This window comes from Arthrobacter burdickii (genome assembly GCF_030433645.1).
Taxonomy (GTDB): domain Bacteria; phylum Actinomycetota; class Actinomycetes; order Actinomycetales; family Micrococcaceae; genus Arthrobacter_D; species Arthrobacter_D burdickii.
In genome coordinates this window covers 432,959-457,444 of record NZ_JAROCG010000001.1, presented here as the reverse complement: position 1 = coordinate 457,444, position 24,486 = coordinate 432,959, and the positions used below count along the sequence as shown (strand labels likewise).

Here is a 24,486-nt window from a genome sequence, read left to right as displayed (position 1 = left end):
GTCCACGTGCGTTCTGACGAGGTAGCAGGAACTCCTCCGGAGCCTCCGTGGCTTGCCCTCCCACCCGAGGTGAGCGACCGCCTCCGGCCGCTGACCGGAGACCTGGTCGAGGCCATCATCCAGACCGTCCCCCAGCTGGTGCCGGCGTATGCGCGTCCGATCGAAGGGGGCTTCGGCCACGCACTGCGCCTCGGGGTTGCCGTCGCCCTGGAGCGGTTCCTCGAGTTGCCGGGCACGAGCCTGCCCGCCCTGTCCGACCAGAGCCGCCAGTTGGTGGCCGGTTTGGGCCGCGGCGAATTCCGCCAGGGACGCAGCATGGATTCGTTGCTCGGGGCCTACCGGATGGGTGCGCGCGTGACCTTCCGGGAGATGTCGCGCCGCTCGATGGAGGAGGGCATGGGCCCTGCGGTGGTGGTGGACCTCGGCGAATCGATCATGGCCTACATCGACGAACTCTCCGCGGTCAGTGCCGAGGCCTACGCCTTCGAGCAGTCCGAACGGGCCGGGGCCGTCGACCGCCGTCGTGCGGAACTGCTGGAACTGCTGCTCCTCGGTCAGGCGGACGAGACGTCGCTGCGGCAGGCGGCATCGCTCGCCGACTGGACCGTGCCGGCCCAGCTCGCCGTCGTGACGCTGCCGCTCGAGCGCGCGCAGGGATTGCGCCAGCGGCTCGCGCCCGGCGCGATCGTCGTCGAACGCGAGACGGACGCCGTCGCCCTGGTCCCGGAGCGGGGGCCGGCGTCGCGTGCGGACCTGCAGCGGGTCCTGGCCGGCAGGAGCGCGTCCATCGGACCGGCAGGCGGGATGGAGCAGGTCGCGGAGTCGCTCCGGCTGGCGGTCCTGGCGGCGTCCATGCTGCCGCCGCGGGCGGGCGACGACGATCCCCCCGTGTGGGCCGACGAGCACCTGACCGAGGTGGTCCTGGCGGCCGAGCCGTCGGCCGTCGGGGAACTCGCCCGGCGGAGGCTCGCGCCGCTGGCCGGGCTGCCGGTCGGCCAGCGCGAGAAACTCGAGGAGACCCTGCTCGCCTGGCTGCGGCACTGGGGCCAGCGCGCCCCGATCGCGGACGAGCTCGGCATCCACGCGCAGACGGTGGGCTATCGGGTGCTGCAGCTGCGCGAGCTGTTCGGTGAGGACCTCAGGGACCCGAAGGTGCGTTTCGAGCTGGAGATCGCGCTGCGCAGCGGCCGGAAGGTTCCCGCCCGGGTTGCGTAGGAGGCTCCCACCGGCCCGACGGCGGGAGAGGGAGCAGGCATCTACCACGTGGCAGCTGTCGCGTCACAAAGAGATGGGAATCCCCGTGCTTGCGGTGCGTGGAGAAAAGTATCACCCGAAGCGGGTATATTGCACCCGTTATATGGAATACTTCCGCCTCTGCCGAGGTTGAGAGTGGCATCTGGGCGTCATACCCGCCCACAGAAGGAGATCTACCCCCATGGCAACCGATTACGACGAGCCACGCGTTCGCCCGGAAGACCAGCCGGCCAACGAGTCCCTCGAGGCGATCCAGGCACAGCGCAGCGCGACTACGCAGACCGCGCTGATCGATGTCGAGGACGGCGAAACCGCCGAAGGCATCGACCTCCCCGGGGCCGACCTCTCGCACGAGGAACTCCTGATCCAGGTGATCCCGCAGCAGGAAGACGAGTTCACCTGCATGTCCTGTTTCCTGGTGCATCACCGCAGCCAGCTTGCGCGCGAGAAGAACGGCGACAAGTTCTGCACCGAGTGCGAGGGCTGACAGGCCCTCAGTACGACGACGCCCCTGGCTCCGCCAGGGGCGTTGTCGTTTAAGCGGCGCGCGTCGGTTCGCATTCACGCGCAGGTCCGGGCTCATCACTGTCCACGGTCCTCCTCCTGCCGCCCTGGCCGCCGGGGCCACAGTACGGTGGTGGTATGGAGTCCTCGCATGTCATCGTCCTGCCCGGAGGCGGCTACACCATGCTGTCCGACAACGAGGGCGAGGTCGTGGCCGCACGGCTGCGCTCCTTCGGCCTGTCCGCCGGCGTCTTCTCCTACCCGGTCCAGACCCGACACCCCGGACCGCTCGACGCCGTACGTGGCGAGATCCGCCGCGTGCGCGCGGCCGGCGTCGAACGGCTGGCGGTCCTCGGCTTCTCGGCCGGAGGCCACCTGGCGGGACATGCGGCGCTGGCACCGGGTGCCTCCGACGACGAGCGCGTCGACGCGGCCGTCCTCTGCTACCCCGTGGTGTCCATGGAACTCGCGACGCATCGCGGCTCGCAGGACGAGCTGCTCGGGCCCGACGCCGGAGGGAGGATCCGCGCGGACACCTCCCTGGACCGCCTGGTCACGGCTGATGCTCCTCCGTTCTTCGTCTGGCACACCGCCGCGGACGAGGCTGTTCCCGTGGAACACGCGTACCTCCTCGGGCAGGCTCTCGCCGCGCAGGGGGTCCCCCACGCCCTGCATGTCTTCGCCGAGGGGGAGCACGGCCTCGGCCTGGCCGAGGGGAGCGGCGCCGCGGAACAGTGGAGCAGCCTGGCCGCCGAGTGGCTCCTGGCGCGGGGCTGGTGACCCTGCTCCTGCCCGCCGGCGCGGCCCGGTGATCGCCCAGGCCCTCGTGGCGCTCGGCCCGGTGATCGGCCTGATCGCCCTCGGATACGCCCTCCGCGCCCGGAGCTTCGTGGTTCCGGCCTTCTGGCCGCCGGCCGAGCGGCTCTGCTACTTCATCCTCCTGCCCGCGCTGTTCATCTACGGCACGTCGACGGCGGACCTCGGGGGCCTGCCGATCGCGCTGATGGCACCGATCCTCGCCGGACCGGTCATCCTGACGGCTGCGGGGCTGGTGATCGCCCAGCGCTGGCTCGACCTCGACGGACCGGCCTTCACCTCGGTCCTGCAGGGCAGCATCCGTTTCAACAACTACCTCGGCCTGTCGATCGCCCTGGCCCTGTTCGGGTCCGACGGCGTCGCGCTCGCCGCCATCGCGAACACGATCCTCGTACCGCTCGTGAACGTTCTCTGCACGCTCGCCTTCGCGCGCTACGGGGCGGAGAGGCTGACGGCGGGCGGCACCCTCCGGACCATCGTCACCAACCCGCTGATTCTCGGCTGCGTGGTCGGGATCCTCCTGAATGTCACGGGTGCTGGATTGCCGCCGGGCATCTCCGACTTCGTGCGGACGCTCGGCAGCGCGTCCCTGCCGCTCGGCCTCCTGTGCGTGGGCGCGGCACTGGACCTGCGGAGCATGGGACACAACCTGGGGGCCGTGGCGATCGCCACTGGGGTCAAGTTCGCGGTGATGCCCGCCCTGGGGATCGCCGGCTGCGTGATGTTCGGTCTCACCGGTGAACCCGCCGCGACCGTGATCCTCTTCCTGTCCCTGCCCACGGCGTCCTCCGCCTATGTCATGGCCCGGGCGCTCGGCGGCGATTCGAGGCTGATGGCCTCCACGATCACCCTGCAGACGGTGGCCGGGGTCCTCTACCTGCCGGTGGTGTTCCTCGTCATCCGGGTGCTCACCGGCTGAGGTGTCGAGCGCCCACGGCCTGGAACGCGCGCTGCCGGGCTCCGCCTGCTCCCTCCGGCACCACTTTTGGGTCACCCCGTGGGGCACGCCCGTGGCTCACAGCCGCGCGCGGACCCTGTTCCGGGTCTCGGCATACAGGGAGCTTTCCGCCGCGACGAGGACTCCCGTCACTCCGGCTGCGAGGGCCAGCGCCCCGAGGGGTGAAAGGTGCGCGGCGACCGGCAGAAGCAGGAGCAGCGCACCAGCACCGCCGAGCCGCCATTTCTTCCAGCCACCTCCCACTCGTCGCCAGAAAGCAGCGCCGCCCAGCAGATAGAGGGCCGTGCCGCCGAGGAGCGCGAACGCGCCGAGGATGCCGAAGCCCTCCGTCTCGTCGACGTGTGCCAGGACGTCCTCGACGCCGAGGGCGGACAGCACGATGCCCGCCACGAGCGGCAGGTGCAGGTAGGTGTAGGCATCGACGGCGGCCGAGGCACGATCGCTGCCGCGCAGCGCTGCGAAGCGATGCTCGGCAGCGATGGCCGTGACGTCGAAGTAGAGCCACCACAGGCAGATCGACAGGGCGATGCCGAACGTGGCCCCGAGGAGGATCGGGATGCTCACGGGCTCCTGGGATGCGCCCACCCCGATGGCCACGATCGACTCGCCGAGGGCCAGGATGATCACGAGCCCGTAGCGCTCGGTCCAGTGCGCCGCCGAATGGACCCGCCAGTTACCGCTGGCCGACGTGAGGTAGGTCAGCGTGACGTCGACGGTCAGCCCTGCGAGCCAGAACCAGGTCTGGGAAGCGCCACCGATCAGTGCGCCCAGCACGATGAGCACCGACCCCGACACCATCGCGACCGATGTCGTGAGAACCTGGCGCTGGAGCGGCTTGTCGTCCATTGCCGCAAAGGCATACAGCACCAGGTGCAGCACACGCACGACAACGTAGGAGAGCGCCAGGACGAGTGGGCCGCTGAGGCCGCCCTCGAGGTCCACGAACGATTCCGGGATGGCGAGGGAGGCGATGAACATGGCGACCATGACGGTGGACAGCCCGAGGCGCATGATCCCCTCGTCCACGTGCGTCTGGTTGGCGAGCCACGAATAGCACACCCAGGACCACCAGAGCATGCCGAGGACGATCATGCCCTGGAGGATGCCGGGGAAGGAGTGCGCGTGCGCCATGAAGCCGGTGACCTGCGTGAAGGCGAACACGAAGACCAGGTCGAAGAAGAGCTCGAAGGTGGTGACGCGGTGCGATTCGTCGGAGACGCGCACCGCGCGCAGGGACCTCGGCAGGAGTGGCATGGGGAAAGGATAGGGCCGTCGCGTCCGATCACCGAAGGGCCGGGACGGCAAGGCTCCCTGCCCGGGGTAGTAAGCCTGCTTGCTATCCCCTCGGGAGGGACCTACGGTGAAAGGCAGTCAACCTCCTCGAAAGGGCCATCATGATCTCGCTCGAACAGATGAAGAACTCGATGAACTCCGGCGCCAATGTGCTGAGCGAGGACGGGGCAGTACTGGGTCCCATGGGGCAGCTCTACGTCGACGACGCCACCGGTGAGCCGAGCTGGGTGACCGTCGCCACGCACAAGATGGGCAACCCCGAATCCTTCGCTCCGCTGAACGGCGCCACCCTCGACGGACACGACGTCCGCCTGCCCTACACCCACTCCAAGGTCTACGACTCCCCGAAGATGTCCCAGGACGGGCACCTCAGCCCCGAGGAGGAGCAGCACCTGCTCCGCTATTACGGGCTCATGGCACCGAAGGACGGCGACGTCGTGGCCGACGAGCGCACATCCGACGCAGGTGCGGTCCGCCCGCAGTCATCGCGTCCCGAGGGCGACTACGCGATGACGCGGTCCGAGGAGCAGCTGCGCGTGAGCACGGAGATCCGGGAGACGGAGCGCGTGCGCCTCGTCAAGCGCGTGGTCACCGAGGACGTCACCATGACCGTGCAGATCCGGCGAGAGGAACTCGTCGTCGAGCGCGTTCCGGTCAAGGACGGTACGCCGTTCTACGACGACGGCAAGGGCTCCTACACGGATGCCGAGCGCGAGCGGCTGTACTCGGCGGTGGAGACCGCCTTCAACGGTGACACCGTCGAGGTGGTGCTCTACGAGGAGAAGCCCCGCGTCGAACTGGACGTCGTCCCGATCGAGCGTGTCCGGGTCCGCCGCGACGTCCACACCCAGGACGAGGTCGTGGGCGGGCAGGTCCGCAAGGAAGTCATCGAGACGGAGCGCGTGGAACTGTAGCCCGCTCCGCCGGGCGACAGAAGATACCGCGACGGCATCCCCGAACGGGTATCTTCTGTCGCCCGGGCCGTAGCTCTGCGGCTCCGGGCTCCTAGTACTCCCGCGACGAGAGCACGCAGAACTCGTTGCCGTCGGGATCCGCGAGGACCTCCCAGCTGACGTCCGGTCCTTGTCCGACATCGATGCGCCGCGCCCCGAGGGCGATGAGGCGCTCGATCTCGGCGTCGCGGTCCTGGCGGGTGTGCGGGGCGAAGTCCAGATGCAGCCGGTTCTTGCCCTGCTTCGCGTGGTCGACGGGCACGAAGACGAGACCCGGCGGCACCTGCTCGAACCTCAGCGTGGGTCCCAGTTCGCGGGCCCACGGCGGTACCAGCACGGCCTCGTCGTCGGTCTCGAACATCACGTCCCAGCCGAGCGCGTCGGCCCACCAGTGGGCGAGCGCCCGGTGGTCGATCGATTCGATGACGGTTGAATACCAGCGCAGAGTCATGCCCTGATTCTGCTCCGAGAGAGCCTTCTGCGCTCGCTGTCCCGGACAGGACGTGTCCGCAGAGGGAAGGAACGACGGGACGAGGGCAGCCATCGGCGGATCAGCGACACCGTGACGGCGTGACGATCGACTCGCCGGCCCCGCTCGGCTGGGCCTCCTCCTAGGGAGTGGTCCTCGCCGGCATCGGACAGACCACGTCGCCGGGCAGGAGCCAGGAATACTGCCAGTCTCCTTCGTCGTCGTTCCCCGTAGGCCGCGCACCCCGCCAGCGTGGAGGTGTCCACCACCCGATCACGGTCTTCCCGTCATTCATGCCGCTCGCGCCCACCGGGGATGCCACAGCTACTGGCGCCCGATGTCGGCGTAGCTGCCACGCCCGAGCGCGGTCACGAGGAAGTCACGGACAGCGCCATGGGACCGCTGTCCCGTGGCTTCCAGCCCTGTGGCTTCCGGCCCGGGATCCTCCGGTCCGGGCGCGGCTGTCGCCGCGAGCCAGTCGCCATAGTCCGTGATATCCCTGCCCGTAGCGGCGGCGACGGCGTCGCAGGCGAAGCCGACGGCGGTCGTGCCGTCATTCAGGAGGACGGATCCGAGCAGCATGGGCTCGGGCAGGGCCGCCAGGAAGTGTCCGAGCGCCGCCTCGGAGAGGATCCACCGCTCGGCCACGAGTTCCGCGCCGTCGTCCGAGCGGTACACGCCCGGTTTCGGCGGCTGGGTGTCCAGTGCCACCATGCGGTAGCGCGGGGCCGTGCGGACCGGGCCGTCCCAGAAAGCGCCGAGCTCCTCGAGATCCCGCGCGAGGACCTGGCCGCGGCGGTGCGCACCGACGACGACGAGCGGCACGCCGGCTGCTCCGGCGGCCAGCGGCCAGGGCCCCGCGGTGTCCGTCGGGCCGACCGCCCCGGGGGCGAACAGTGCAGGAGGGGCCGGTGTGCATTCGATCGGGCGGGCGATGTCCGCGATGACGGCGTCGTCGAAAGTGCGCCCGACGACCGTCACGCCGAACTGGGCTCCCTCGACCTCGCCCACCGGCACGGCGACCGCGCACATGTCGAAGAGGTTGCAGAAGTTCGTGTACGTCCCCATGCGGGAGTTGACGCCGATCGGGTCCGCTGCCACCTCGGCGAGGAGGGGATGCAGGGGAGCCGTCGGCACCAGGAGGGCGTCGAAGCCCTCGAGCTGGGCGAGCGCGTCGCGCTTGAGGTCGGCCAGCCGGGCGGTGTCGGCCACATACTCGTGAGCGGCCAGGGTGCCGGCGCGGTGGATAATGCCGGCGACGGTGGGATCGAGGCCTGCGGGATTGCCGTCCGCGGTGGCGCCGTCGACGAAGGCTCCGACGGCGGCATGGCGCTCCGCCACGAGGGCGCCGTCATAGAGCAGCCGGGCGGCCTGCAGGAATCGGTCGATCGGAAGGGGCTGGACGTCGACGCCGGCTGCCTCGAGCCGGCCGACCTGACGGCCGAATTCCGCGGCCCAGGCCGGGGACAGCTCGGGCAGCTCGGCCGGGTAGGCGACGCGGGGCCGGCTCGGGGCCGCGAGGCGTACCTCGGAGGGCCACGGGCGCGCCCCGCCGGCCATGACGCCCATCGCCCGCTCGGCCGTGGCGAGGTCTCGGGCGAGGATCGTCACGGCATCCCAGGAACGGCAGGCGGGCACCACACCGTCCGTGGAGACCACGTGCAGCGTGGGCTTGATGCCCACGATGCCCTGCAGCCCGGCGGGGACCCGTCCGGACCCGGCCGTGTCGGTGCCGATCGCGATGTCCGCGAGGCCCAGGGCGACGGCGACGGCCGAGCCGGAACTCGATCCGCCGGAGATGTACTCCGGGCGGCGGGCATCCCGCACCGCTCCGTGCGGACTGCGGGTTCCCACGAGTCCGGTGGCGAACTGGTCCAGGTTGGTCGAGCCCAGCACCACGGCACCCGCGGCCCGCAGCCGGCGCACTGCTTCCGCGTCCTCCTCCGGGAGGTAGGAGAAGCCCGGGCACCCGGCGGTCGTCGGGATTCCCGCCACGTCCACGTTGTTCTTCACGGCGAGGACGAGTCCCGCCAGGGGAAGCTCCTCGCCACCGCCGGCCCGGGCATCGACGTCGGCGGCTTCGGCGAGGAGGTCCTCGGCCGTGCGGACGGTCACCCAGATCTCGGGCCGGTCCACGGCGTCGAGGGCCGCGAGTGCGGCGCGTACCCGGTCGGTTGCCTGGGTGCTCATGCAGCTACCTCTTCCGTTTCGCTTGCTTCGGGTTCCTGCCCCGGCTGGGGCGACGTTCCGGGCTCGAGCTCGGGCGATGCGCCGAGGACCACCAGTGCCTCGCCGGCCACGACCTGGGACCCGGCGACCGGCAGGACCTGCAACACCAGTCCGTCGGAGGGGGCGGTAAGAACGGTCTCCATCTTCATGGCCTCGAGCGAGACGAGGGGCTGTCCCTTCACGACGGTCTCGCCCTGTGCCACGTCCACTTTCCAGACGCTGGCGGCGAAGGGCGCGGAGACCAGGGACGCGCCGTCGGGCACCACCAGGTCCTCGGTGTCCGGAACGACTGCGGCTGCGGCGTCGGCGCGGTCGAACTCACCGGCGTCGGCCCATGCCTGGCGTTCTACGGCGAAGGCGGCGGACTGCTGCACGCGGAACTCCGCGATGGATGCGCTGTTCTCCTCGAGGAAGCGTTCGTGCTCGGCGAGGGAGAAGGTCCCCTCCTCGATCTCGACGCCGCGCCCGCGGCCTGCCGCCATGTCGGCGCGCAGGTCCAGCAGCTCCTCCGGGCTGACGGGGTACCAGGAGATGCGGTCGAAGAACCGCAGCAGCCAGGGAGATCCCGGCTCGAACGGTGCCGAGTCGGCGTAGCGCGACCAGACCTGGGTGGTGCGGCCCACGAACTGGTAGCCGCCGGGTCCCTCCATGCCGTAGATGCACATGTACGCGCCGCCGATACCGACGGCGTTCTCCGGCGTCCACGTCCGGGCCGGGTTGTACTTGGTGGTGACGAGGCGGTGCCGGGGATCGAGGGGCGTCGCGACGGGCGCGCCGAGGTACACGTCGCCCAGGCCGAGGACGAGGTATTCGGCGTCGAAGACGGTGTCGAAGACGTCGTTCACCGAGTCCAGTCCGTTGATACGCCGGATGAATTCGATGTTCCACGGGCACCAGGGGGCGTCGTCGCGCACTCCGGCCATGTACCGCTCGATCGCCTCGCGGGTCGCGGGGTCGTCCCAGGACAGGGGCAGGCGTACCGAGCGGCTGGGCACCACGAGTTCCGAGCTGGCCGGCAGGGCGCTCTCGATGTCCTGCACCACTTCCAGCAGGCGGCGGCTGGACAGGACGGAGGGGTCCACCTTGATCTGCAGGCTGCGGATCCCCGGCGTCAGGTCGACGACGCCGGCAAGCCGCATCTGCCCGATGGCCTGGTGCAGGGCGTGGACCCGTGCGCGGAGGCCCAGGTCGAGGACCATGTCGCCGTACTCGACGAGGAGGTTGTCGTCGCCGGACCGCCGGTATGTCACGGCGGGTCTGCCCGGTTCCTCCGCGACACGTGCCAGCACGCCGTCGTCGCCGTATCCGCCGCGGACCAGGTGCTGGTGCAGGGCCGAGGTGTCCGCGTCGGACGGGAGTTCGGGGGCGTCGGGCAGGATCAGCTGCCGCCCGGGGCCGAGGTCCTGCAGCGAGGGCGCCTGCACCGTCCGGACCGGGACGAAGCGCACGGTGTCGCCCGGGCGGAGTTGCCCGAGCTTCCAGCGGTCGGCCGTCACGACGGTCACGGGGCAGACGAACCCGCCGAGGCTCGGTCCGTCCGGTCCGAGGAGGATCGGCGTGTCCCCTGTGAAGTCCAGCGCGCCCACGGAGTAGGCGGTGTCGTGGATGTTGGAGGGGTGCAGGCCCGCTTCGCCGCCGTCGTTCCGTGCCCAGCGGGGCTTAGGCCCGATGAGCCGGACGCCGGTGCGTGCGGAGTTGAAGTGCACCTCGTAGTCGGTGGCGAGGAGGTCCTCGATGTCTTCCCTCTGGAAGAACTCGGGCGCCCCGTGCGGGCCCTCGACGACGGTGAGCTCCCATCGGGACGTGAGGGCGGGCCGGGCGTCGAGCGCCACCGGGGACGCTCCCGCGGGCGAGTCCGTGGGCACGGTCCTCAGCACGTCACCGGTGCGGAGGACGCGCCCGGCGTGCCCGCCGAACTGGCCCAGGGTGAAGGTGGACGCGCTGCCGAGGTACAGCGGGATGTCCAGGCCGCCCGCGAAGAGGATGTAGCCGCGCAGCCCCGCACCGTCGGCGGTCCCGACGTCGAGCGTTCCGCCGGCGGGGACCGTGACCGGTTCCCACGCCGCGACCTCGGCGCCGTCCACGGTCACCCGGACCTCCGCCCCGGTCACACACAGGGTGGTGGGGTGCGAGAAGGTCAGGCTGGGCCCGGTCATGGTGAATTCGAGGCCCGGAGCGCCCTCCGGGTTCCCGAGGGCCTGGTTGCCCAGCCGGAAGGAGAGGTCGTCCATCGGGCCGCTCGGCGGGACGCCCACCTGCCACAGGCCGGTGCGGCCCGGCCAGTCCTGCACGCTCGTCTGCAGCCCGGGCCGCTCCACCGTGATGCGCGGTTCGGGGTCGCCGACCGTATCGAGGGTGCTGGTCGAGTGTCCGGCCGCACGGACGACGTCGAGGGTACTGACTGCGCGCAGCATGCCGAGGTTGGTCTCGATGCCGTCGATCCGCGTGCCGGTCAGCGCGCCGGCCAGCCGGTCGAAGGCCTCGCCGCGGCTGGTGCCGGAGGCGATGATCTTCGCCAGAAGGGGATCGTAGTTGGTGGAGACCTCACTGCCGGTCTCGGCCCAGGTGTCCACCCGGATGGAGTCCGCCTCCGGATAGGCGGCGTTGGTGATCGTGCCCGCACTGGGCTGGAAACCGCGGGCGGGATCTTCGGCGTAGACCCGCGCCTCGACGGCGTGGCCGGAGACGGGGACACTGTCGGGGACACCGGCGAGGACGGCCGCGGCGTCGGACCCGCCCTGGGCGAGGCGGAGCATCCACTCGACCAGGTCGACGCCGGTCACGGACTCCGTGACCGGGTGCTCGACCTGCAGGCGCGCGTTCACCTCGAGGAACGAGGCCTCCTGGCGGACGGAGTCGTAGACGAACTCCACCGTCCCGGCGGAGCGGTAGCCGAGCGAGGCGCACAGCGCGCGCGAGCTGCGGTGCAGTTCCTCGCGGAGCGCGTCCGGCAGGTCCGGCGCGGGTGCTTCCTCGAGGACCTTCTGGTGCCGGCGCTGCAGCGAGCAGTCGCGGTCACCCAGGCTGACGACCCGGCCTTCGCCGTCGCCGAAGACCTGGACCTCCACGTGGCGGGCGTTCTCCACGTACCGCTCGGCGAAGACGCCGGCGGTGCCGAAGCTGGCTCCGGCGAGGCGGGCCACGCGGGGGAAGCTCTCCGCGAGTTCCTTCTCCGTCCGGCAGACGGTCATCCCGATGCCGCCTCCACCGCCGGTCGCCTTGAGCATGAGCGGGAACCCGATGGCCGCCCCGGCTGCCAGGGCGTCCTCGACGTCGTCGAGCAGGCCGGAGCCCGCGATCATGGGGACGCCGGCGGCCTGCGCGGCGTCGCGGGCGGTGTGCTTGGTGCCGAAGATGCGGAGTTGGTCAGGGGTGGGACCCACGAACACGAGTCCGGCTGCCTCGACGGCCTCCGCGAAGTCGGCGTCCTCGGAGAGGAAGCCGTAGCCGGGGTGGATGGCGCCGGCACCGGTGGACTTCGCGGCGGCCAGCAGGGCCTCGACGCGGAGGTAGGACTCCTTGGCGGGTGCCGGGCCGAGGAGTACGGCCTCGTCGGCCAGCCGGACGTGGCGGGCGCCGCGGTCCGCCTCGGAGAACACGGCGACCGTGCGGAGGCCGAGCGTGCGGGCCGATTCGATGATGCGGCAGGCGATCTCTCCGCGGTTGGCCACCAGCAGGGTGTCGAAGCGGTTCATGCGGCATTCTCCGGGCGTGTGACGATCATGCGGACGGGTGTCGGGTTGAAGCCGTTGCAGGGGTTGTTGACCTGCGGGCAGTTCGAGACGAGCACGAGGGTGTTCACCTCGGCCCGGAGGGCGACGCGCTTGCCGGGAGCGGAGAGGCCGTCGACGATCCCCAGGGCCCCGTCGGGATCGACGGGGACGTTCATGAACCAGTTGATGTTGGAGACGAGGTCCCGCTTGCCCAGCCCCCAGCGGGAGCCCTCGATGAGGAAGTTCTCCACGCAGGCGTGCTGCTCGCGCGTGTGCTGGCCGTACCGGAGGGTGTTGGATTCCTGCGAGCAGGCGCCGCCGATGGTGTCGTGCACGCCTACCTCGTCCGCGACCACCGTCATGAGGGCGAGGCCCGTGTCGGCGCGGAGCACGGAACCCGTGGTGAGGACGATGGAGCGCTGCTGCGCGATGGTGACCGGTGCCGAGTACCGGACGGTGGTGTCACCGGCGGCGTAGAGGAGGCAGTCGACCGCCTGGTTGCCGTCGAGGTCCACGATGGTGAGGACGTCGCCCGCGGCGACGACGGCGGACCACGGTCCGCGCGCTTCGACGTACTCGTCGAGGACCACGGCTCCCGGAACGAGGGCGGCGTCGGTCGCCTGCTGCAGAAAGGTGGTGCTCATCGGGTGCTCCTTGCGGCGAGGTCGTGCTCGGTGTTGTTCAGGGCCTGTAGGTGTTCGGGCGCCAGCGGCCCGACCAGGCGTCCCTCGGCCAGTGCGGCGAGGTCCTCGGGTGCCCGCCATGCGGTGATCCCGACGGTGCTGCCGGTGAAGTCGGCGCGCGGGTCGAGCGGGTGCGCGGTGTTGGCCAGTACGACGACGGCGTCCAGCTGCAGCAGCAGGTCGACGTGCGCTCCGGGGCCGGCGCTGCCGGTGAAGCGGATCCCGCCGTCGGCGTCGACGTGGATGCCCTTGAAGAGGGTGAGCGACGGGGCGACGTCCCGGGGGCCGAGGCCGCTCTTCAGCGCCCCGAGGGTCAGCAGCTCCCGGGCGGCGGGGGAGGCGCTGTGCGCCGTCCCGGCTCCGTAGCGGGCCATGTTCCCGGCCAGGGTGGTGGCGCCGGTCAGGGCGTCGTGGCTGCCCGAGGTGTCCTCCACGATCGTGGCCAGGACGCGGCCGGCGTCGGACAGGAGGGGGTGCCCGGTCCCGGGGTAGGCCTGCCAGGGCACCTTGACGGTGTCGGCCGCATTGAAGCGTTCGTGCAGGGCGCCGGCCCGGTACAGGAGGGTGTGCACGCAGGCATCGCCCGTGTCCGTGAGGCGGAGGCGCGTGCCGCGGGCGAGGTGCAGCGTCGTGTAGCGGCCGAAGGCCAGCGCCTCCGACCAGACCAGGCGGTCGGCGGCGCCGTCGGGCAGTGCGTCCGTGAGCGAGGAGGGCGCGGTGGCCACCGGGATGTGGCGCATCGTGTCCGCCGTGCGGCGGTGCTGGTCGCGGGCGTGGGCGCGGGCTCCGGCCGTGGTGGCCGTGCCTGCCGGGATGTCGGTGGTCTGTGTCATGTCGATCCTTGTCGATCCTGGTGGTCGGTGTGCAGCCGGCAGGCGGCTGCTGGGTGCGGGCGGGGTACTAGGAGGCCTTGGCTGCGATGCTCCGGCGGATCCAGAGACCTCCGAGCAGCACGACGGTGACCATCAGGGGGGCGGAGTAGAGGAGGATGCCGTTCTCGCCGGCCGGGTCGTAGACCTCGGGGCGGGGCCAGGACAGGTTGACCACCATGACGGCGCCGTACAGGACGGCGAGCACGTTCACGGGCAGGCCCCAGCGGCCCAGGGAGAAGAGGCCCGACGGCATGGTCTGGCCTACGCGGTCCCAGTCGCCGCGCAGCCGGTTGACCAGCTGCGGAACGGTGACCAGGAGGTACGCGATGTACACCATGACGATGCAGACGCTGGTCAGGGTGGTGAAGAGGGCTGCGTTGCCCACGTTGATGGCCAGGACGCCGACGGCGAGGGCGCCGATGGCGATGGAGGGCCACATCGGGGTGCCCCGGCGGGGGTGGACGGTGGAGAGCAGCGTCGAGGCGGGGAGCTTGCCGTCCCGTGCCATCGAGAAGACCAGGCGTGAGCCGGCGGTCTGGATGGCGAGGGTGCAGACGAAGATCGCGATGGCGACGTCGACCAGCAGGACCTTGCCCCAGAAGGTGCCGAGGACCGCGGTCAGGACGTAGGGGAGCCCTTCGGTGGCGAGGCGGCCGTCGTCGAGGCTCGGTGCCGCCATGAGCGCGGTGATGATCATGAGGGCTCCGCCGACCCCGGAGATCGCCAGGGCGGAGATGATGGTGCGGGGCGCGGTGCGGCGCGGGTCCTTGGTCTCCTCGGAGAGCTCGCCGGCGGAGTTGAAGCCCACCATGACGTAGGCGGCCATGAGGCCGGAGACGAGGAACGCTCCGACGGCTCCGAGGTCCGAGCCCTGCAGCGCCGTGGTGTCCAGAACGACGTCGGGCCCGCGCTGCGCGGCGGTGAGAAGGGCGAGGACGACGGCGATGACGCCGACGATCTCGCAGGTCACGCCCACCGAGTTGATGTGGGCCATGAGTCGGACGCCCATCGCGTTGATGACGGTGGTGGCGACCAGGAGGATGGCACCCAGGACGACGGCGTTCGCGGCGCCCGTGACGGTGTTGAGCGCCGAGTCGCCGCCGACGAGCTGGAAACCGCTCCACAGCTGCGGCAGCACGACCTGCAGGGCGATGGCTGCGGCGGCGGCCGTGACCACCTGCGCCACTGCCATGAACCAGCCGGCGAACCAACCCACCGTCTCGCCGCCCACGCGCCGAGCCCACTGGTACACCGCGCCCGACAGCGGATAGCGGGCGGCCAGTTCGGCGAAGTTCAGGGCCACGAGCAGCTGGCCCACGAGGACGATCGGCCAGGTCCAGAAGAACGCAGGGCCGGCGAACGAATACCCGAAGGCGAAGAGCTGGAAGATCGTGGTGAGGATGGAGACGAAGGAGAAACCCGCCGCGAAGGACGCGTAGCGGCCCAGCTTGCGGTGCAGGGAGGGCTCATAGCCGAGGGAGGTGAGGTCGGCGTCGTCCGGGTGGGTCGAGGTGGGAATCGTCATCGGAAGTCTCCGTGGTTCGAACGGGATGGGCGCCGGTGGAAGCGATCGGGGTGCTGCGTAATACCGGTCAATTGATAGTTTTCCAATCCGAGGTCCCGCTCGGGTTTCACGGACGTAAAAGGCTCATGAGCAGGTTGTTTCCGCCATGTTTCGGCGTTTCCCGCGGGCGGCACCGCGCCGGGAGGGGTTCCCCCGGGTGCAAGAATGAGGCCGTGACCCTCACCGGACCGGGACGTCCCCGCACGCGCGAATCGACCCGCCCCGGAGCCACGGCCCGTGAGGAGATCCTCGACGCGGCGGCGGAGCTCTTCACCACGCAGGGCTACGCCACCACCTCGACCCGCGCCGTGGCGGACGCGGTCGGGATACGGCAGTCCTCGCTCTACCACCACTTCGCCACGAAGGACGACATCCTCGAGGAGCTCCTGACCGGAACGGTGGCAGAGGGGCTGGCCTTCGCCCGGGCAGCCTCCGCCATCGGGGACGGCACGGTCTCTCCCGCCGCCCGGCTCCATGCCGTGGCGTTGTTCGACGGGACGCAGCTGTGCAGCGGTCGCTGGAACATCGGGGTCCTCTACCACCTGCCGGAAGCACGGGGCGAGCGCTTCCGCTCATTCCTCGCCGACCGCGGGGAGTTGCGCGGCCTGTACCGTCGGCTGGGCTCGGCCGCTGTCCCCGCACCGCTCTGGCACGGTGATGCCCGGCATCACGGCGAACTCGCCTTCCGCCTGGTCGAATCCCTCGTGAGCCTCCGGGCGGACGGCCAGGTCACGCCCGACTCGCCACTCCAGGTGGCCGACGCGGCCATGGTGCTGTGCGGCGCCGGCAGCACCCTCGGGACCATCCGGGCGGACAGCCTCGCACTCATCGCGCGGCTGGGGCGCGACGTGCCGGACCCGGTGGCCGGCACGCACTAGCCGGGCCGTTCACCGCACCGTCGTGCGGGGGGCTCAGAAGTCCCTGTCCAGGAGGCCGGTTTCGGTCACAGGGGCGGTGGAGGACGGAAGGCCGGCTGTGCTGGTGACGGCGGCGGCGGGGCTCCAGATCATGGCTGCGGACGTCGTCGTGGTGCGCAGGCTGCCTGCGCCGCTCGCGATCGTACCCAGCGTCACCGTGACCACCGTGCGCGGAACGCCGTTGCTGGTTGTCGTCGTCGCGGTCATCGTTGCGTTGAGGGTCACCGTCCTGCGGCTCTTGGCGTAGTTCTGCTTCAGGTTCGCCGATCCGAGGTTGACGGTGCTGCCGTTCCGCTGGACGTCGATGGTGTCCCCTGTGTTACCGAGGCCCAGCAGGTTTCCGTCGCGGAGGCGGACCGTCACGGGCAGTGCGGCCCCGTTCCAGCCGGCGGTCACCGTGGTGGGGTTGATCTGCTGGCTGTAGGTCAGCGTCAAGGTGTCACCAGTTCCCAGCGTGCCCGCCGTACCGGGACCATTGGCCGCCTGGATATCGGTTCCGCGCAGTGGACTGTTATCCACCCGGCGCTCGGTGATGGTGGCGGATACCGTCTCACGCCCGGTGCTTTCGGTGAGGACGGCGCGCAGGTCGTACAGGCCGTCAGTGGTGGCCCGCGTGTCCCAGTCGCAGCTGTACGGCGTCGCCGTGACGGTGCAGCGCGTGGTCCAGGTTGAGGTTCCCGCGGGCGCGGTTTGGATGCGCACCCTGCTGATCCCGGCAGTGGAGTTTGCGGATGCAGTGAGCCTGGCTGTGCCGGAAAGGTACGCGCCGGGATCCTCCACCGACACGGAGGTGATCGTGTTGTCCACCATCCGATTCGATACGACGGCCGAGGTGGTGCTGATGCCCGCGGCGTCGGTGGCGACGGCGCGGAAGTTGTACGAGCCGTAGGCCAGGGCCGTGGTGTCGAACCGGCACGAGAACGGGGCGATATCAACGGTGCACAGGGTGGTCCAGGTGGTGGTGCCCGACCGGGAGTATTGGACCTGGGTCTGGGCGACACCGGAGTGCGCATCCGTGGCGGTCGCCGTGAACGTCCTGGTGCCGCTCAGTGGCGTACCGGGGTCGGACATCACGACGACCGGTCCCAGATTGTCGACCAGGACATCCGTCATCGTCTCCGAGTAGGTCACGGTGCTTCCCGAGACGGCGACGGCGCGCAGGTCGTAGTAGTCGTTGGCGAAGCCGGTCGTGTTCCACGAGCAGTTGTAGGGTGCGGTGAGATTCGCGCAGAGGGCACTCCATCGGTTCGTACCAGCCAGGGAGTATTCCACCCGGACGGCGTAGCCCTTCGAGGCCGAGCCAGAAGTGATTGTCGCGACGAGGTTGACCGTTCCGCGTTGGATCTCGCCCAGGTCGGAGAGGGCGATGCCGAATGCATTCATTACCCGGGTATCGATCTCGGCGGAGGTACCACTGAGGCCGATGGTGTTCGTGCCTACGGCCCTCAGCTTGTAGGAGCCGTCCGGAACGCTTTGGGTGTCCCACACGCAGGTGTAGGGTGCTGCGACCGTTGCGCACGCCACGGTCCACGTCATGCTTCCCGCCGGCAGGTACTCGATGCTCACGCTACGGATACCCGACTGTTCGTCGACGACCTCAGCCGTCAAAGTCGTGCCGCCCTGCACCGACGGGCCGGGGTTCGTGATGGTGACGGACGGTGGCGTCCAGTCGGCAGCAGCGCTGAAGGTGTTGGCGGCATTGGCCGTGCTGGCGGTGAACGCGGCCGACGAGAACATGGCAGCGCCGGCGAGAACAAGGGCAATCAATGCGGCCATGATCCCCACCGCAGCACTGGCCCTTACCGCGAGGGCTCTCACGCCAGATGGCCTGGGCTCGGGTGATCCGGTCACCTCCGGCATGCCGGCACCAGCGGCCGTCGCAGACGGGCCGGTTGTGTCCTCATGGAGCGCGTTCCCGTCTGCGCGCTCGCTTTTCTCCGGTCCGCCGACCGGGCGGCCGCCGAAGAGGGCCATCACGACGGCGAACAAGGTCACTACGGACCACAGTGCCAGCGCCGGAAGGTTTCCGGTACCCAGCCATAATCCGGGTAGTCCGGCCATCGGGACGAGGAGCCGGGCCTGCCCCGTAATCTGCTCCCGGGTCAGCGGCGTGCTGTCCGCATCGGCGTTTGCATCTCCGGCAGTGACGAACGTGCCGTCCGCATTGTCGCCGACGATCCTGTGGAGCCGGGTCTTCTCGATCCCACTGGGCTCGGCCGAAGCCGGACTGCTGAACTCAACCACCCCTCCGACCGGGACCGGCGCCGCGGGGGCCAGGGGTGCTGCGAGGACGACATCGCCGGCACTGATATGCGGCTCCATCGACCCGCTCTGGACGATCGTGCCGTGCCATCCGAGCAATGCAGGCAGGACGGCAATCAGTGCGAGGTTCAGCACCGTACCCAGATACAACCGCGACAGGACGGACGCGACGAAAGGTGCCCAGCCCTCGGCGGAGAACAGTGGGAGGAGCCGGGAGGAACCCGGGTCTGACCCGGGTTCCTCCCGGCTCATCAACTGCACGCTGCCAGGGTCGCCGGATCAGGAAGAGCTGGGTGAATCGTCCGACTGGAGTTCCCAGACCAGGTCGATCCCGACCCGCGCACCCTGCAGGGCGTTGACCGCATCCTGGCTCATGCCGGTGGTGTCAAAACGCCATGTGGCCCGGTAGCTCTGCGTCTCCCCAGGCTTGCCCGCGGTCTGCCAGCTGGAACCGCCGGTCGCAAAATCCTTGTTCACTGTTGCAAGGGTGGACAGCGGCAACTCTGGGACGGTGTTCGGGCTCGGGATGAAGCCGGTGCAGTCGTTGAAAGAACCGCCGGTGCCCTGTTCCAGATCGATGAGGATTCTGTTCTCCATGCCGCGGGAGGTGATCAGGTTCTGGGTGTAGGCCCGTACTTCTCCGGCGACATTCGACTGGGAGGTGACCACGATGCACTTCTGGCCCGACTGCCCCGGAACGATGTTCTCGACCGTGAACGCCGCGGCGCCCAGGTCATCGTCGTTCAGGACGACATTGCCGGTGCTCCAAGAGTTCCCCGCATTACGAGTGGAGGCAGTGAATGCTGCCTGCGAGCCCTGCCACACCATCCCTCCAGCTACGAGAACAGCAAGGGGAGCGGCGCCGAACATGGCGAATGTGCGCATGCGCGCAGAAGGATTCTTCATGACTGAGACCTTTGGTTTGAGACCGAGTGAAGCGATGGATTCTTCAGCCCGGCCTGCCCGACGGACCGTTGCAGGTAGCCGTCCGCCCAGTGCTGACGTGAACAGGCTAAGGGTTTTTCACCCCCTCATCCGGAAATTGAGGAGAAATTGGGTATTAAGAGAACTGCTTGTCCGACTTCCTGCGCAAAGCCGCAGTGCTTGCTTGGCTAGAAATCGTTGGTGCCGCGTGATCGGCGGGGACGGCCGTCGGGGTCGACGACGAGGCGGCTGAGGGGCTCCGCCCAGAGGCGTTGGAGGGGCGTCACGGGTGCCGGGGTATGGCGCCGTACCTGCCCCGCGGGACGGGGTGCGCGGCGGCCGGCATCATTCCATCGGTCCAGAGCCTCAGCGGTGCTGTTCCACAGGTCGAACCCGGCTGCCGGGTCCTGGAGGCGGGGGTCGTCCGGATCCAGGCCTAGGTGTTCGGCCCAGAGTTGGACCCGGAACTCGCGGGCCAGCGGACGGTAGGAATCTTGTCCGGTGTCTGTGCGGGTCGTTTCCGGCGTGCCGCTCGTGGTGTCGAGTACGGCGCAGGTGAGTTCGCTGTCCGAGGTCCAGGATCGACGGTTGAAGTTGTCCGAGCCGCAGGCGAACCAGACGTCGTCGATGATGCAGATCTTGGCGTGCACGTAGATCGGTGTTCCGGCGCTGTTCTCCAGATCGAACACGCCGACCCTGCCGGGCGCAGCCCGGTGCAGTATCCCCATGGCGCGCACTTGCCCGATCCGCCTGGGCGGCCCTCCGAAGAAGCCGTCGGAGTCCGGGTACCGGGGCACAACCGCGATCACCTTGAGATCGGGGTTCCGTTCCAGGGCCGAAGCGATGCCGGCCGCGACCTCTGTCGACCACAGGTACTGGTCCTCGATGTAGATCAGCGAGCGGGCACGGGAGAAGGCTTTCGCATAACCACGGGCAATGCTCCGTTCCCCTTCGGGCGCGAAGGGGAACGGGGGATGCTTCACGCCGTAGGTGCGCAGCAACTGTACGGCGTGGGGGCCCGCGGGTGGTGGTGGCGGAGCAGTGTCTGGAAGCGGCTCGGGGTGCCGTGGCATGCGGGCGAGGCGATGCAGCAGCATCCGGTAAGGAGTGCGGTGGTCCAGGGGATGCGGATCGTTCCACCGTTCGGCGAACAATGCGAGCACATCTCCCACCACGGGCCCGCGGAGTTCGAGGGCGGCGTCGTGCCACGGCGGCTGTTTCCCGTACCGGGGATCCATCGTCACTGCTTGCGGATCTCCCGCGTGGCCGGCATCGTCGCGCCTGCTGTGGGAGAGGTCGATTCCACCGACGAACGCGACGTCTCGCGACGGGTCGTCACGACGGCGGATGACGAAGAGTTTCTGGTGGTGGGAGCCGAAGAGGCGGACACGCTGATCCAACAGCACCTCTCCGCCTGCGTCGTTGACCTGGCGGCTCATGAGCTCGTTGGACCGGCCGCTGATCGGCGCCGACACGCGCTCTCCGTGGGATCTCCAAATCAGGCCCCGCACTTCCACACCCTTGCGCGCCAGATCCGCAAGCAACGTGCCGATCGACGGGCCGTCCTCCGTCAGCCGTTCGTCGCCGTCGCCGCGCCAGTCGGTGAACCACACGCGGTCCCCCTCGCGCAGGGCTGTCAGCTCTTCATGCAGTCTGGCGAAGTAGGTAGCTCCGTGAACGAGGGGCCGCACGAGGTTCCCCTCGGACCAGGACTGCGACCCGGTGCCGCCTGCGTGCACCTCCGTCGCCAGGTTCCCCCGCTCAGCGCGGCTCAGGAACCAGCTGTCCACGTCACGGTCCACTCGATGCTCCTTCCGGGGCCCGAGGCAAGGCCGCTAGTACACGGTCTCCAAAGTAGCCTACGAATCTGCCGGTTCAGGGCATCGATCAGGGTCGAGCCGCGCGCTTATTCCAGCCGAAAGGCGCCGCCGAGACGAGTTTCCGACCACCCACAAGGTGGTCGTGCCAGCACCTCGCGGGGCGTCGGAGGATCGGCGCTTCAGGACGTTCGCCCCGACGCGTGATACGCAGCAGCACTAGGTGCGCCTGGATCCGCAGTCACTCGAGAACTCGCATCACTGCTACCTTCGAGGGCGCCGGTGAGCAGGACGCCGTTCGGGCCCCCCACCTCCGAGTGGCTACGCGACAGCAGGCATCAGCCGAAGCAATGCTCGGGCAGGACGTTTGCGCTGAATGACATCCCGTACTCATATACGGACCAGTTCGATCTCGGCATGGAGCATCCCGCTCGTCGATCCTGGACGCGCACCGGACACCGTCCAGCGGTTCACCGTCAGCGTGGTTGCCCTCCGTGCGCCTGCCCAGCTCAGTGACGAGCGGGTGGATCAGTGCCCTGAGTTCACGGAGTCGAGGTACTGCTGCACGGCCGCTTCCGGCACCCGGTAGGAGCGGCCGAACCGGATACCGTGCATCGCGCCGGACTGCACCAGTCGGTACACCGTCATCTTCGATACCCGCATCTGGGCGGCTATCTCCGCAACCGTCAGTAGGTTCTCTGTCATGGGGTTGTTATGCGCCATTGTTACCTGCTCCTTGAGACCCGTTCGCCACTCCTACGTCTCTGCTAACACTGATGGGCCCCGGTGGTCGGCGCACGAGTAATTACTACGTGTCTTGTGTGGCTCGAGCAGCAAGTAGTGGGGGCGGCGGTAGTCGAGAGATCCCCACAGTTGGGGGTTGTTTAGGCAGCTTCAAACGTTGACACTGGACAGACCTGGGGAGGATCGACGATCACTCAACTCAGGGGGCATGATGCTGGATTATCCATTTTTTCCCATGCGCAGGCGTAGTGGAGGCCGCAGGGCTCCGAAGCCTGGCGGAGGGCGGGGTCTTCGTCGAGGTGGGTTGGCGAACCTCCGGCATCCTTCACTGCTGACGGCGCTGTTGACAGCGGTGCTGCTTGGGCTGGGCGCCCTGGTGGTGCCGGTCGGGGCGTCGGCTGCTCCCGGTGATGTCGGGGTCGAGGGTCCGTCCCATGCCGGGACGGGTACCCCGACGGGTACGAAGCGGGCGACCAACGCGCTGTGGTTCAACGACGGGCGCTGGTGGGGCAACCTGTGGGACACCGCCAGTTCGGATTTCCATATCTTCCGGTTCGATGCCGGAACGAGTTCGTGGGTCGATACGGGCGTGGCGACGGACCCGCGGGCGAACACGCACCATGACGTCCTGTGGGACGGGTCGACCCTCTTCGTGGCGAGCTACCAGTTCGTCAATGACGGCGTGGCGGCTGTGGCGGGCTTCCCGACGACGATGCGCCGCTACAGCTACAACGCGAGCACGAAGACGTATGCGCTGCTGGGTGCGACAAAGATCAATGACCAAAAGGTCGAGGCGCTGACCATCGACAAGGACTCGACCGGTCGGGTGTGGGCCACCTGGCAGCAGGGAAACCGGATCTACCTGAACGTCACCGGCGAGGACGGCGCGACGTGGGGGACGCCGTTTCCGCACCCGGCGTCGCTGAGCAACGTCACCCTGGACGACATCTCCACCCTGGTCGCGTTCGGACCCGGCAAGATGGGCGTGATGTGGAGCCGTGAGGCCAGCGATGCCACCGCCGGCTTTTACTGGAGCTACCACCGCGACACGGACCCGATCACCACCTGGAGCCCTGCCGTGGCGGCGACGTCGGGGCTGAAGAGCGGTGACGACCACATGAACCTGAAGTGGCTGGATTCCTCCGGTGGCCGGGTCTTCGCCGCGGTCAAGACATCGTTCACGTCTTCGTCCCAGCCGCTGATCCAGCTGTTGGCGCTGGACAACGTGTCCTCGCAGTGGACGAAGCATACGATCGCGACCCAGGGCGAGTGCCCCAACCGGGTGATCGTCCTGATCGACGAGGCCGCGCAGCGGCTGCGGACCTTCGCCACCTATCCGAAGCCCAGCGGCACGACGAACGCCGGCGTCTGCACCACCTCGGGGGGCGCGATCTACGAGAAATCCACGCCTCTGGACAACATCAATTTCACCACCGCGAAGACACCTCGGATTGTGGACGCGGACCAGTATGTGCACAATGTGACGTCGACGAAGCAGAACCTTAATTCGACGCGCACGCCTAACAGCGGTGTGCTGATCCTCGCCGACGTGGGCGCCACGAGCCGGTACTGGCACTTCTACGAGGGCAGTGGCGGTGCGGGTCCTGCGCCAGGGGATACGACGGCTCCGACGGTGACTACGTCTCCGGCTGGCAACGCGACGGGTGTGGCAGTGGGCAGCAACGTGACGGGGACGTTCTCGGAGGCGATGGACGCCTCGACGATCACGGCGGCGGGTGCGTTCACGCTGAGGACGGGGACGACGACGGGGACAGGGACGCAGGTGTCGGCAGGTGTGACCTACGACGGCACAAGCAGGGTCGCGACGTTGAACCCGACCGCGGATCTCACGCCGAACACGCCGTACACGGCCACGATCAGTGGGGCGAAGGATGTCGCCGGTAACGCAGTGGTGACCAGGACCTGGACCTTCACCACGGCTCCCGCGGGCGGCACGTCGACGACCGCCACGCTGACGGCCACCGCTGACAGCTATGTGTCCAGCGGGGCGCCGGGGACGAACCGTGGCACGAGCCCCACGCTGTGGGTGGACAGCAGCCCGATCGAGACCACGTACCTGAAGTTCGACCTGAAAGCGTATGCGGGCAGGACGATCGAGAGTGCCACGCTGCAGCTGACCAGCGCAGGTAACGGGTCGACGGGCAAGCAGAATATCAAGCTGGTCGCGGGTGACAGCTGGACGGAAACCGGAATTACGTACACCAACGCCCCGGTCCCCGGCACCAGCATCGGCACGCTGGGTCCGACAGCGATCAACACCCGTTACAGCGTTCCGCTCACGGTCACCGGCCTGGCCGGTGAGCTAGGCCAGCAGCTCTCCCTGGCCATCGACTCCAGCAGCAGCGACGGCCTGATCCTCAACTCCAGGGAGGCCAGCCCCACGCTCGTGCCCACGCTGGTGCTCACGTTCAAGTAATTAGTCGCGGGCCGCACTAGGACGCCATGTGCCGGGACTCCATCTGTCAGGATGAAGTCCCGGCACTGCCTTGCGTG

18 protein-coding genes are annotated in these 24,486 nt (G+C 69.1%); 7 read left to right on the top strand and 11 right to left on the bottom strand.

Annotated features, from left to right (window positions below; all coding sequences use genetic code 11):
- Window positions 1-6: 6 nt before the first annotated feature.
- The 4 genes from P5G52_RS02100 (at window position 7) to P5G52_RS02085 (ending at window position 3,493) form a co-directional block, all read left to right on the top strand.
- Window positions 7-1,215: a PucR family transcriptional regulator gene (locus P5G52_RS02100; protein ID WP_487246897.1), complete on the top strand. Its 1,209-nt coding sequence runs from the start codon at window positions 7-9 to the stop codon at window positions 1,213-1,215.
- 220 nt (window positions 1,216-1,435) lie between these two features.
- Window positions 1,436-1,741 carry a DUF4193 domain-containing protein gene (locus P5G52_RS02095; protein WP_087072246.1) on the top strand — a complete coding sequence of 102 codons (306 nt, stop codon included), beginning with the start codon at window positions 1,436-1,438 and terminating at the stop codon, window positions 1,739-1,741.
- Between the two features lie 155 nt (window positions 1,742-1,896).
- Complete coding sequence (locus tag P5G52_RS02090; RefSeq protein ID WP_301224329.1) at window positions 1,897-2,538, top strand: alpha/beta hydrolase; 642 nt, start codon at window positions 1,897-1,899, stop codon at window positions 2,536-2,538.
- A gap of 28 nt (window positions 2,539-2,566) precedes the next feature.
- Entirely contained in the window at window positions 2,567-3,493 is a 927-nt protein-coding gene (locus tag P5G52_RS02085) for an AEC family transporter (protein WP_301224328.1), read from the top strand.
- Window positions 3,494-3,589: 96 nt separating this feature from the next.
- Here the strand turns inward: P5G52_RS02085 and P5G52_RS02080 are convergent, their stop codons facing one another.
- On the bottom strand, window positions 3,590-4,786 hold the full coding sequence (locus P5G52_RS02080; protein WP_301224327.1) for a low temperature requirement protein A: 1,197 nt from the start codon (window positions 4,784-4,786) through the stop codon (window positions 3,590-3,592).
- A 140-nt stretch (window positions 4,787-4,926) separates the two neighbouring features.
- Here P5G52_RS02080 and P5G52_RS02075 point away from each other — a divergent pair, with 140 nt between their 5' ends.
- On the top strand, window positions 4,927-5,739 hold the full coding sequence (locus tag P5G52_RS02075; protein ID WP_301224326.1) for a YsnF/AvaK domain-containing protein: 813 nt from the start codon (window positions 4,927-4,929) through the stop codon (window positions 5,737-5,739).
- Window positions 5,740-5,830: 91 nt separating this feature from the next.
- Here P5G52_RS02075 and P5G52_RS02070 read toward each other — a convergent pair whose 3' ends face one another.
- The 6 genes from P5G52_RS02070 to P5G52_RS02045 all read right to left on the bottom strand — a co-directional run bounded on the left by P5G52_RS02070 (window position 5,831) and on the right by P5G52_RS02045 (window position 15,269).
- The gene (locus P5G52_RS02070) at window positions 5,831-6,229 is read right to left on the bottom strand and encodes a VOC family protein (protein WP_301224325.1); all 399 of its coding nucleotides are present in this window, start codon (window positions 6,227-6,229) and stop codon (window positions 5,831-5,833) included.
- A 342-nt stretch (window positions 6,230-6,571) separates the two neighbouring features.
- Window positions 6,572-8,437 (bottom strand): allophanate hydrolase, encoded by a 1,866-nt coding sequence (gene atzF, locus P5G52_RS02065; protein ID WP_301224324.1) that lies wholly within the window; start codon window positions 8,435-8,437, stop codon window positions 6,572-6,574.
- The gene (uca, locus tag P5G52_RS02060) at window positions 8,434-12,171 is read right to left on the bottom strand and encodes an urea carboxylase (protein ID WP_301224323.1); all 3,738 of its coding nucleotides are present in this window, start codon (window positions 12,169-12,171) and stop codon (window positions 8,434-8,436) included. Before uca ends, atzF begins: the two co-directional genes overlap by 4 nt.
- Window positions 12,168-12,833, bottom strand: a complete 666-nt coding sequence (locus tag P5G52_RS02055; protein WP_301224322.1) for an urea amidolyase associated protein UAAP2 — start codon at window positions 12,831-12,833, stop codon at window positions 12,168-12,170. Before P5G52_RS02055 ends, uca begins: the two co-directional genes overlap by 4 nt.
- Complete coding sequence (locus P5G52_RS02050; protein ID WP_301224321.1) at window positions 12,830-13,705, bottom strand: urea amidolyase associated protein UAAP1; 876 nt, start codon at window positions 13,703-13,705, stop codon at window positions 12,830-12,832. Before P5G52_RS02050 ends, P5G52_RS02055 begins: the two co-directional genes overlap by 4 nt.
- A 67-nt stretch (window positions 13,706-13,772) precedes the next feature.
- Window positions 13,773-15,269, bottom strand: a complete 1,497-nt coding sequence (locus tag P5G52_RS02045) for an amino acid permease (protein WP_301224320.1) — start codon at window positions 15,267-15,269, stop codon at window positions 13,773-13,775.
- A gap of 212 nt (window positions 15,270-15,481) precedes the next feature.
- Here P5G52_RS02045 and P5G52_RS02040 point away from each other — a divergent pair, with 212 nt between their 5' ends.
- On the top strand, window positions 15,482-16,186 hold the full coding sequence (locus P5G52_RS02040; RefSeq protein ID WP_301224319.1) for a TetR/AcrR family transcriptional regulator: 705 nt from the start codon (window positions 15,482-15,484) through the stop codon (window positions 16,184-16,186).
- 33 nt (window positions 16,187-16,219) lie between these two features.
- On the opposite strand, the gene P5G52_RS02035 is transcribed toward P5G52_RS02040, so the two are convergent.
- From P5G52_RS02035 to P5G52_RS02020, 4 genes are all read right to left on the bottom strand, one after another.
- A complete protein-coding gene (locus P5G52_RS02035; protein WP_301224318.1) occupies window positions 16,220-18,739 on the bottom strand; it encodes an Ig-like domain-containing protein in 2,520 nt (839 codons plus the stop codon).
- Window positions 18,740-18,766: 27 nt separating this feature from the next.
- Entirely contained in the window at window positions 18,767-19,393 is a 627-nt protein-coding gene (locus P5G52_RS02030; protein ID WP_301224317.1) for a hypothetical protein, read from the bottom strand.
- Between the two features lie 206 nt (window positions 19,394-19,599).
- Window positions 19,600-21,213 (bottom strand): phospholipase D family protein, encoded by a 1,614-nt coding sequence (locus tag P5G52_RS02025; RefSeq protein ID WP_301224316.1) that lies wholly within the window; start codon window positions 21,211-21,213, stop codon window positions 19,600-19,602.
- A gap of 543 nt (window positions 21,214-21,756) precedes the next feature.
- The gene (locus tag P5G52_RS02020) at window positions 21,757-21,951 is read right to left on the bottom strand and encodes a helix-turn-helix domain-containing protein (RefSeq protein WP_087072235.1); all 195 of its coding nucleotides are present in this window, start codon (window positions 21,949-21,951) and stop codon (window positions 21,757-21,759) included.
- A gap of 325 nt (window positions 21,952-22,276) precedes the next feature.
- Here P5G52_RS02020 and P5G52_RS02015 point away from each other — a divergent pair, with 325 nt between their 5' ends.
- Window positions 22,277-24,409, top strand: coding sequence for a CBM96 family carbohydrate-binding protein (locus tag P5G52_RS02015; protein ID WP_301224315.1), 2,133 nt, complete (start codon window positions 22,277-22,279; stop codon window positions 24,407-24,409).
- Window positions 24,410-24,486 lie beyond the last annotated feature (77 nt).

What these genes read in the sequence shown, in the direction of transcription:
- P5G52_RS02090 (WP_301224329.1), top strand. Translation starts at nt 1,897, where the DNA reads ATGGAGTCCTCGCATGTCATCGTCCTGCCCGGAGGCGGCTACACCATG.
- P5G52_RS02080 (WP_301224327.1), bottom strand. Translation starts at nt 4,786, where the DNA reads ATGCCACTCCTGCCGAGGTCCCTGCGCGCGGTGCGCGTCTCCGACGAA.
- P5G52_RS02070 (WP_301224325.1), bottom strand. Translation starts at nt 6,229, where the DNA reads ATGACTCTGCGCTGGTATTCAACCGTCATCGAATCGATCGACCACCGG.
- atzF (WP_301224324.1), bottom strand. Translation starts at nt 8,437, where the DNA reads ATGAGCACCCAGGCAACCGACCGGGTACGCGCCGCACTCGCGGCCCTC.
- P5G52_RS02020 (WP_087072235.1), bottom strand. Translation starts at nt 21,951, where the DNA reads ATGGCGCATAACAACCCCATGACAGAGAACCTACTGACGGTTGCGGAG.
- P5G52_RS02075 (WP_301224326.1), top strand. Translation starts at nt 4,927, where the DNA reads ATGATCTCGCTCGAACAGATGAAGAACTCGATGAACTCCGGCGCCAAT.
- uca (WP_301224323.1), bottom strand. Translation starts at nt 12,171, where the DNA reads ATGAACCGCTTCGACACCCTGCTGGTGGCCAACCGCGGAGAGATCGCC.
- P5G52_RS02035 (WP_301224318.1), bottom strand. Translation starts at nt 18,739, where the DNA reads ATGAGCCGGGAGGAACCCGGGTCAGACCCGGGTTCCTCCCGGCTCCTC.
- P5G52_RS02095 (WP_087072246.1), top strand. Translation starts at nt 1,436, where the DNA reads ATGGCAACCGATTACGACGAGCCACGCGTTCGCCCGGAAGACCAGCCG.
- P5G52_RS02045 (WP_301224320.1), bottom strand. Translation starts at nt 15,269, where the DNA reads ATGACGATTCCCACCTCGACCCACCCGGACGACGCCGACCTCACCTCC.
- P5G52_RS02030 (WP_301224317.1), bottom strand. Translation starts at nt 19,393, where the DNA reads ATGAAGAATCCTTCTGCGCGCATGCGCACATTCGCCATGTTCGGCGCC.
- P5G52_RS02050 (WP_301224321.1), bottom strand. Translation starts at nt 13,705, where the DNA reads ATGACACAGACCACCGACATCCCGGCAGGCACGGCCACCACGGCCGGA.
- P5G52_RS02055 (WP_301224322.1), bottom strand. Translation starts at nt 12,833, where the DNA reads ATGAGCACCACCTTTCTGCAGCAGGCGACCGACGCCGCCCTCGTTCCG.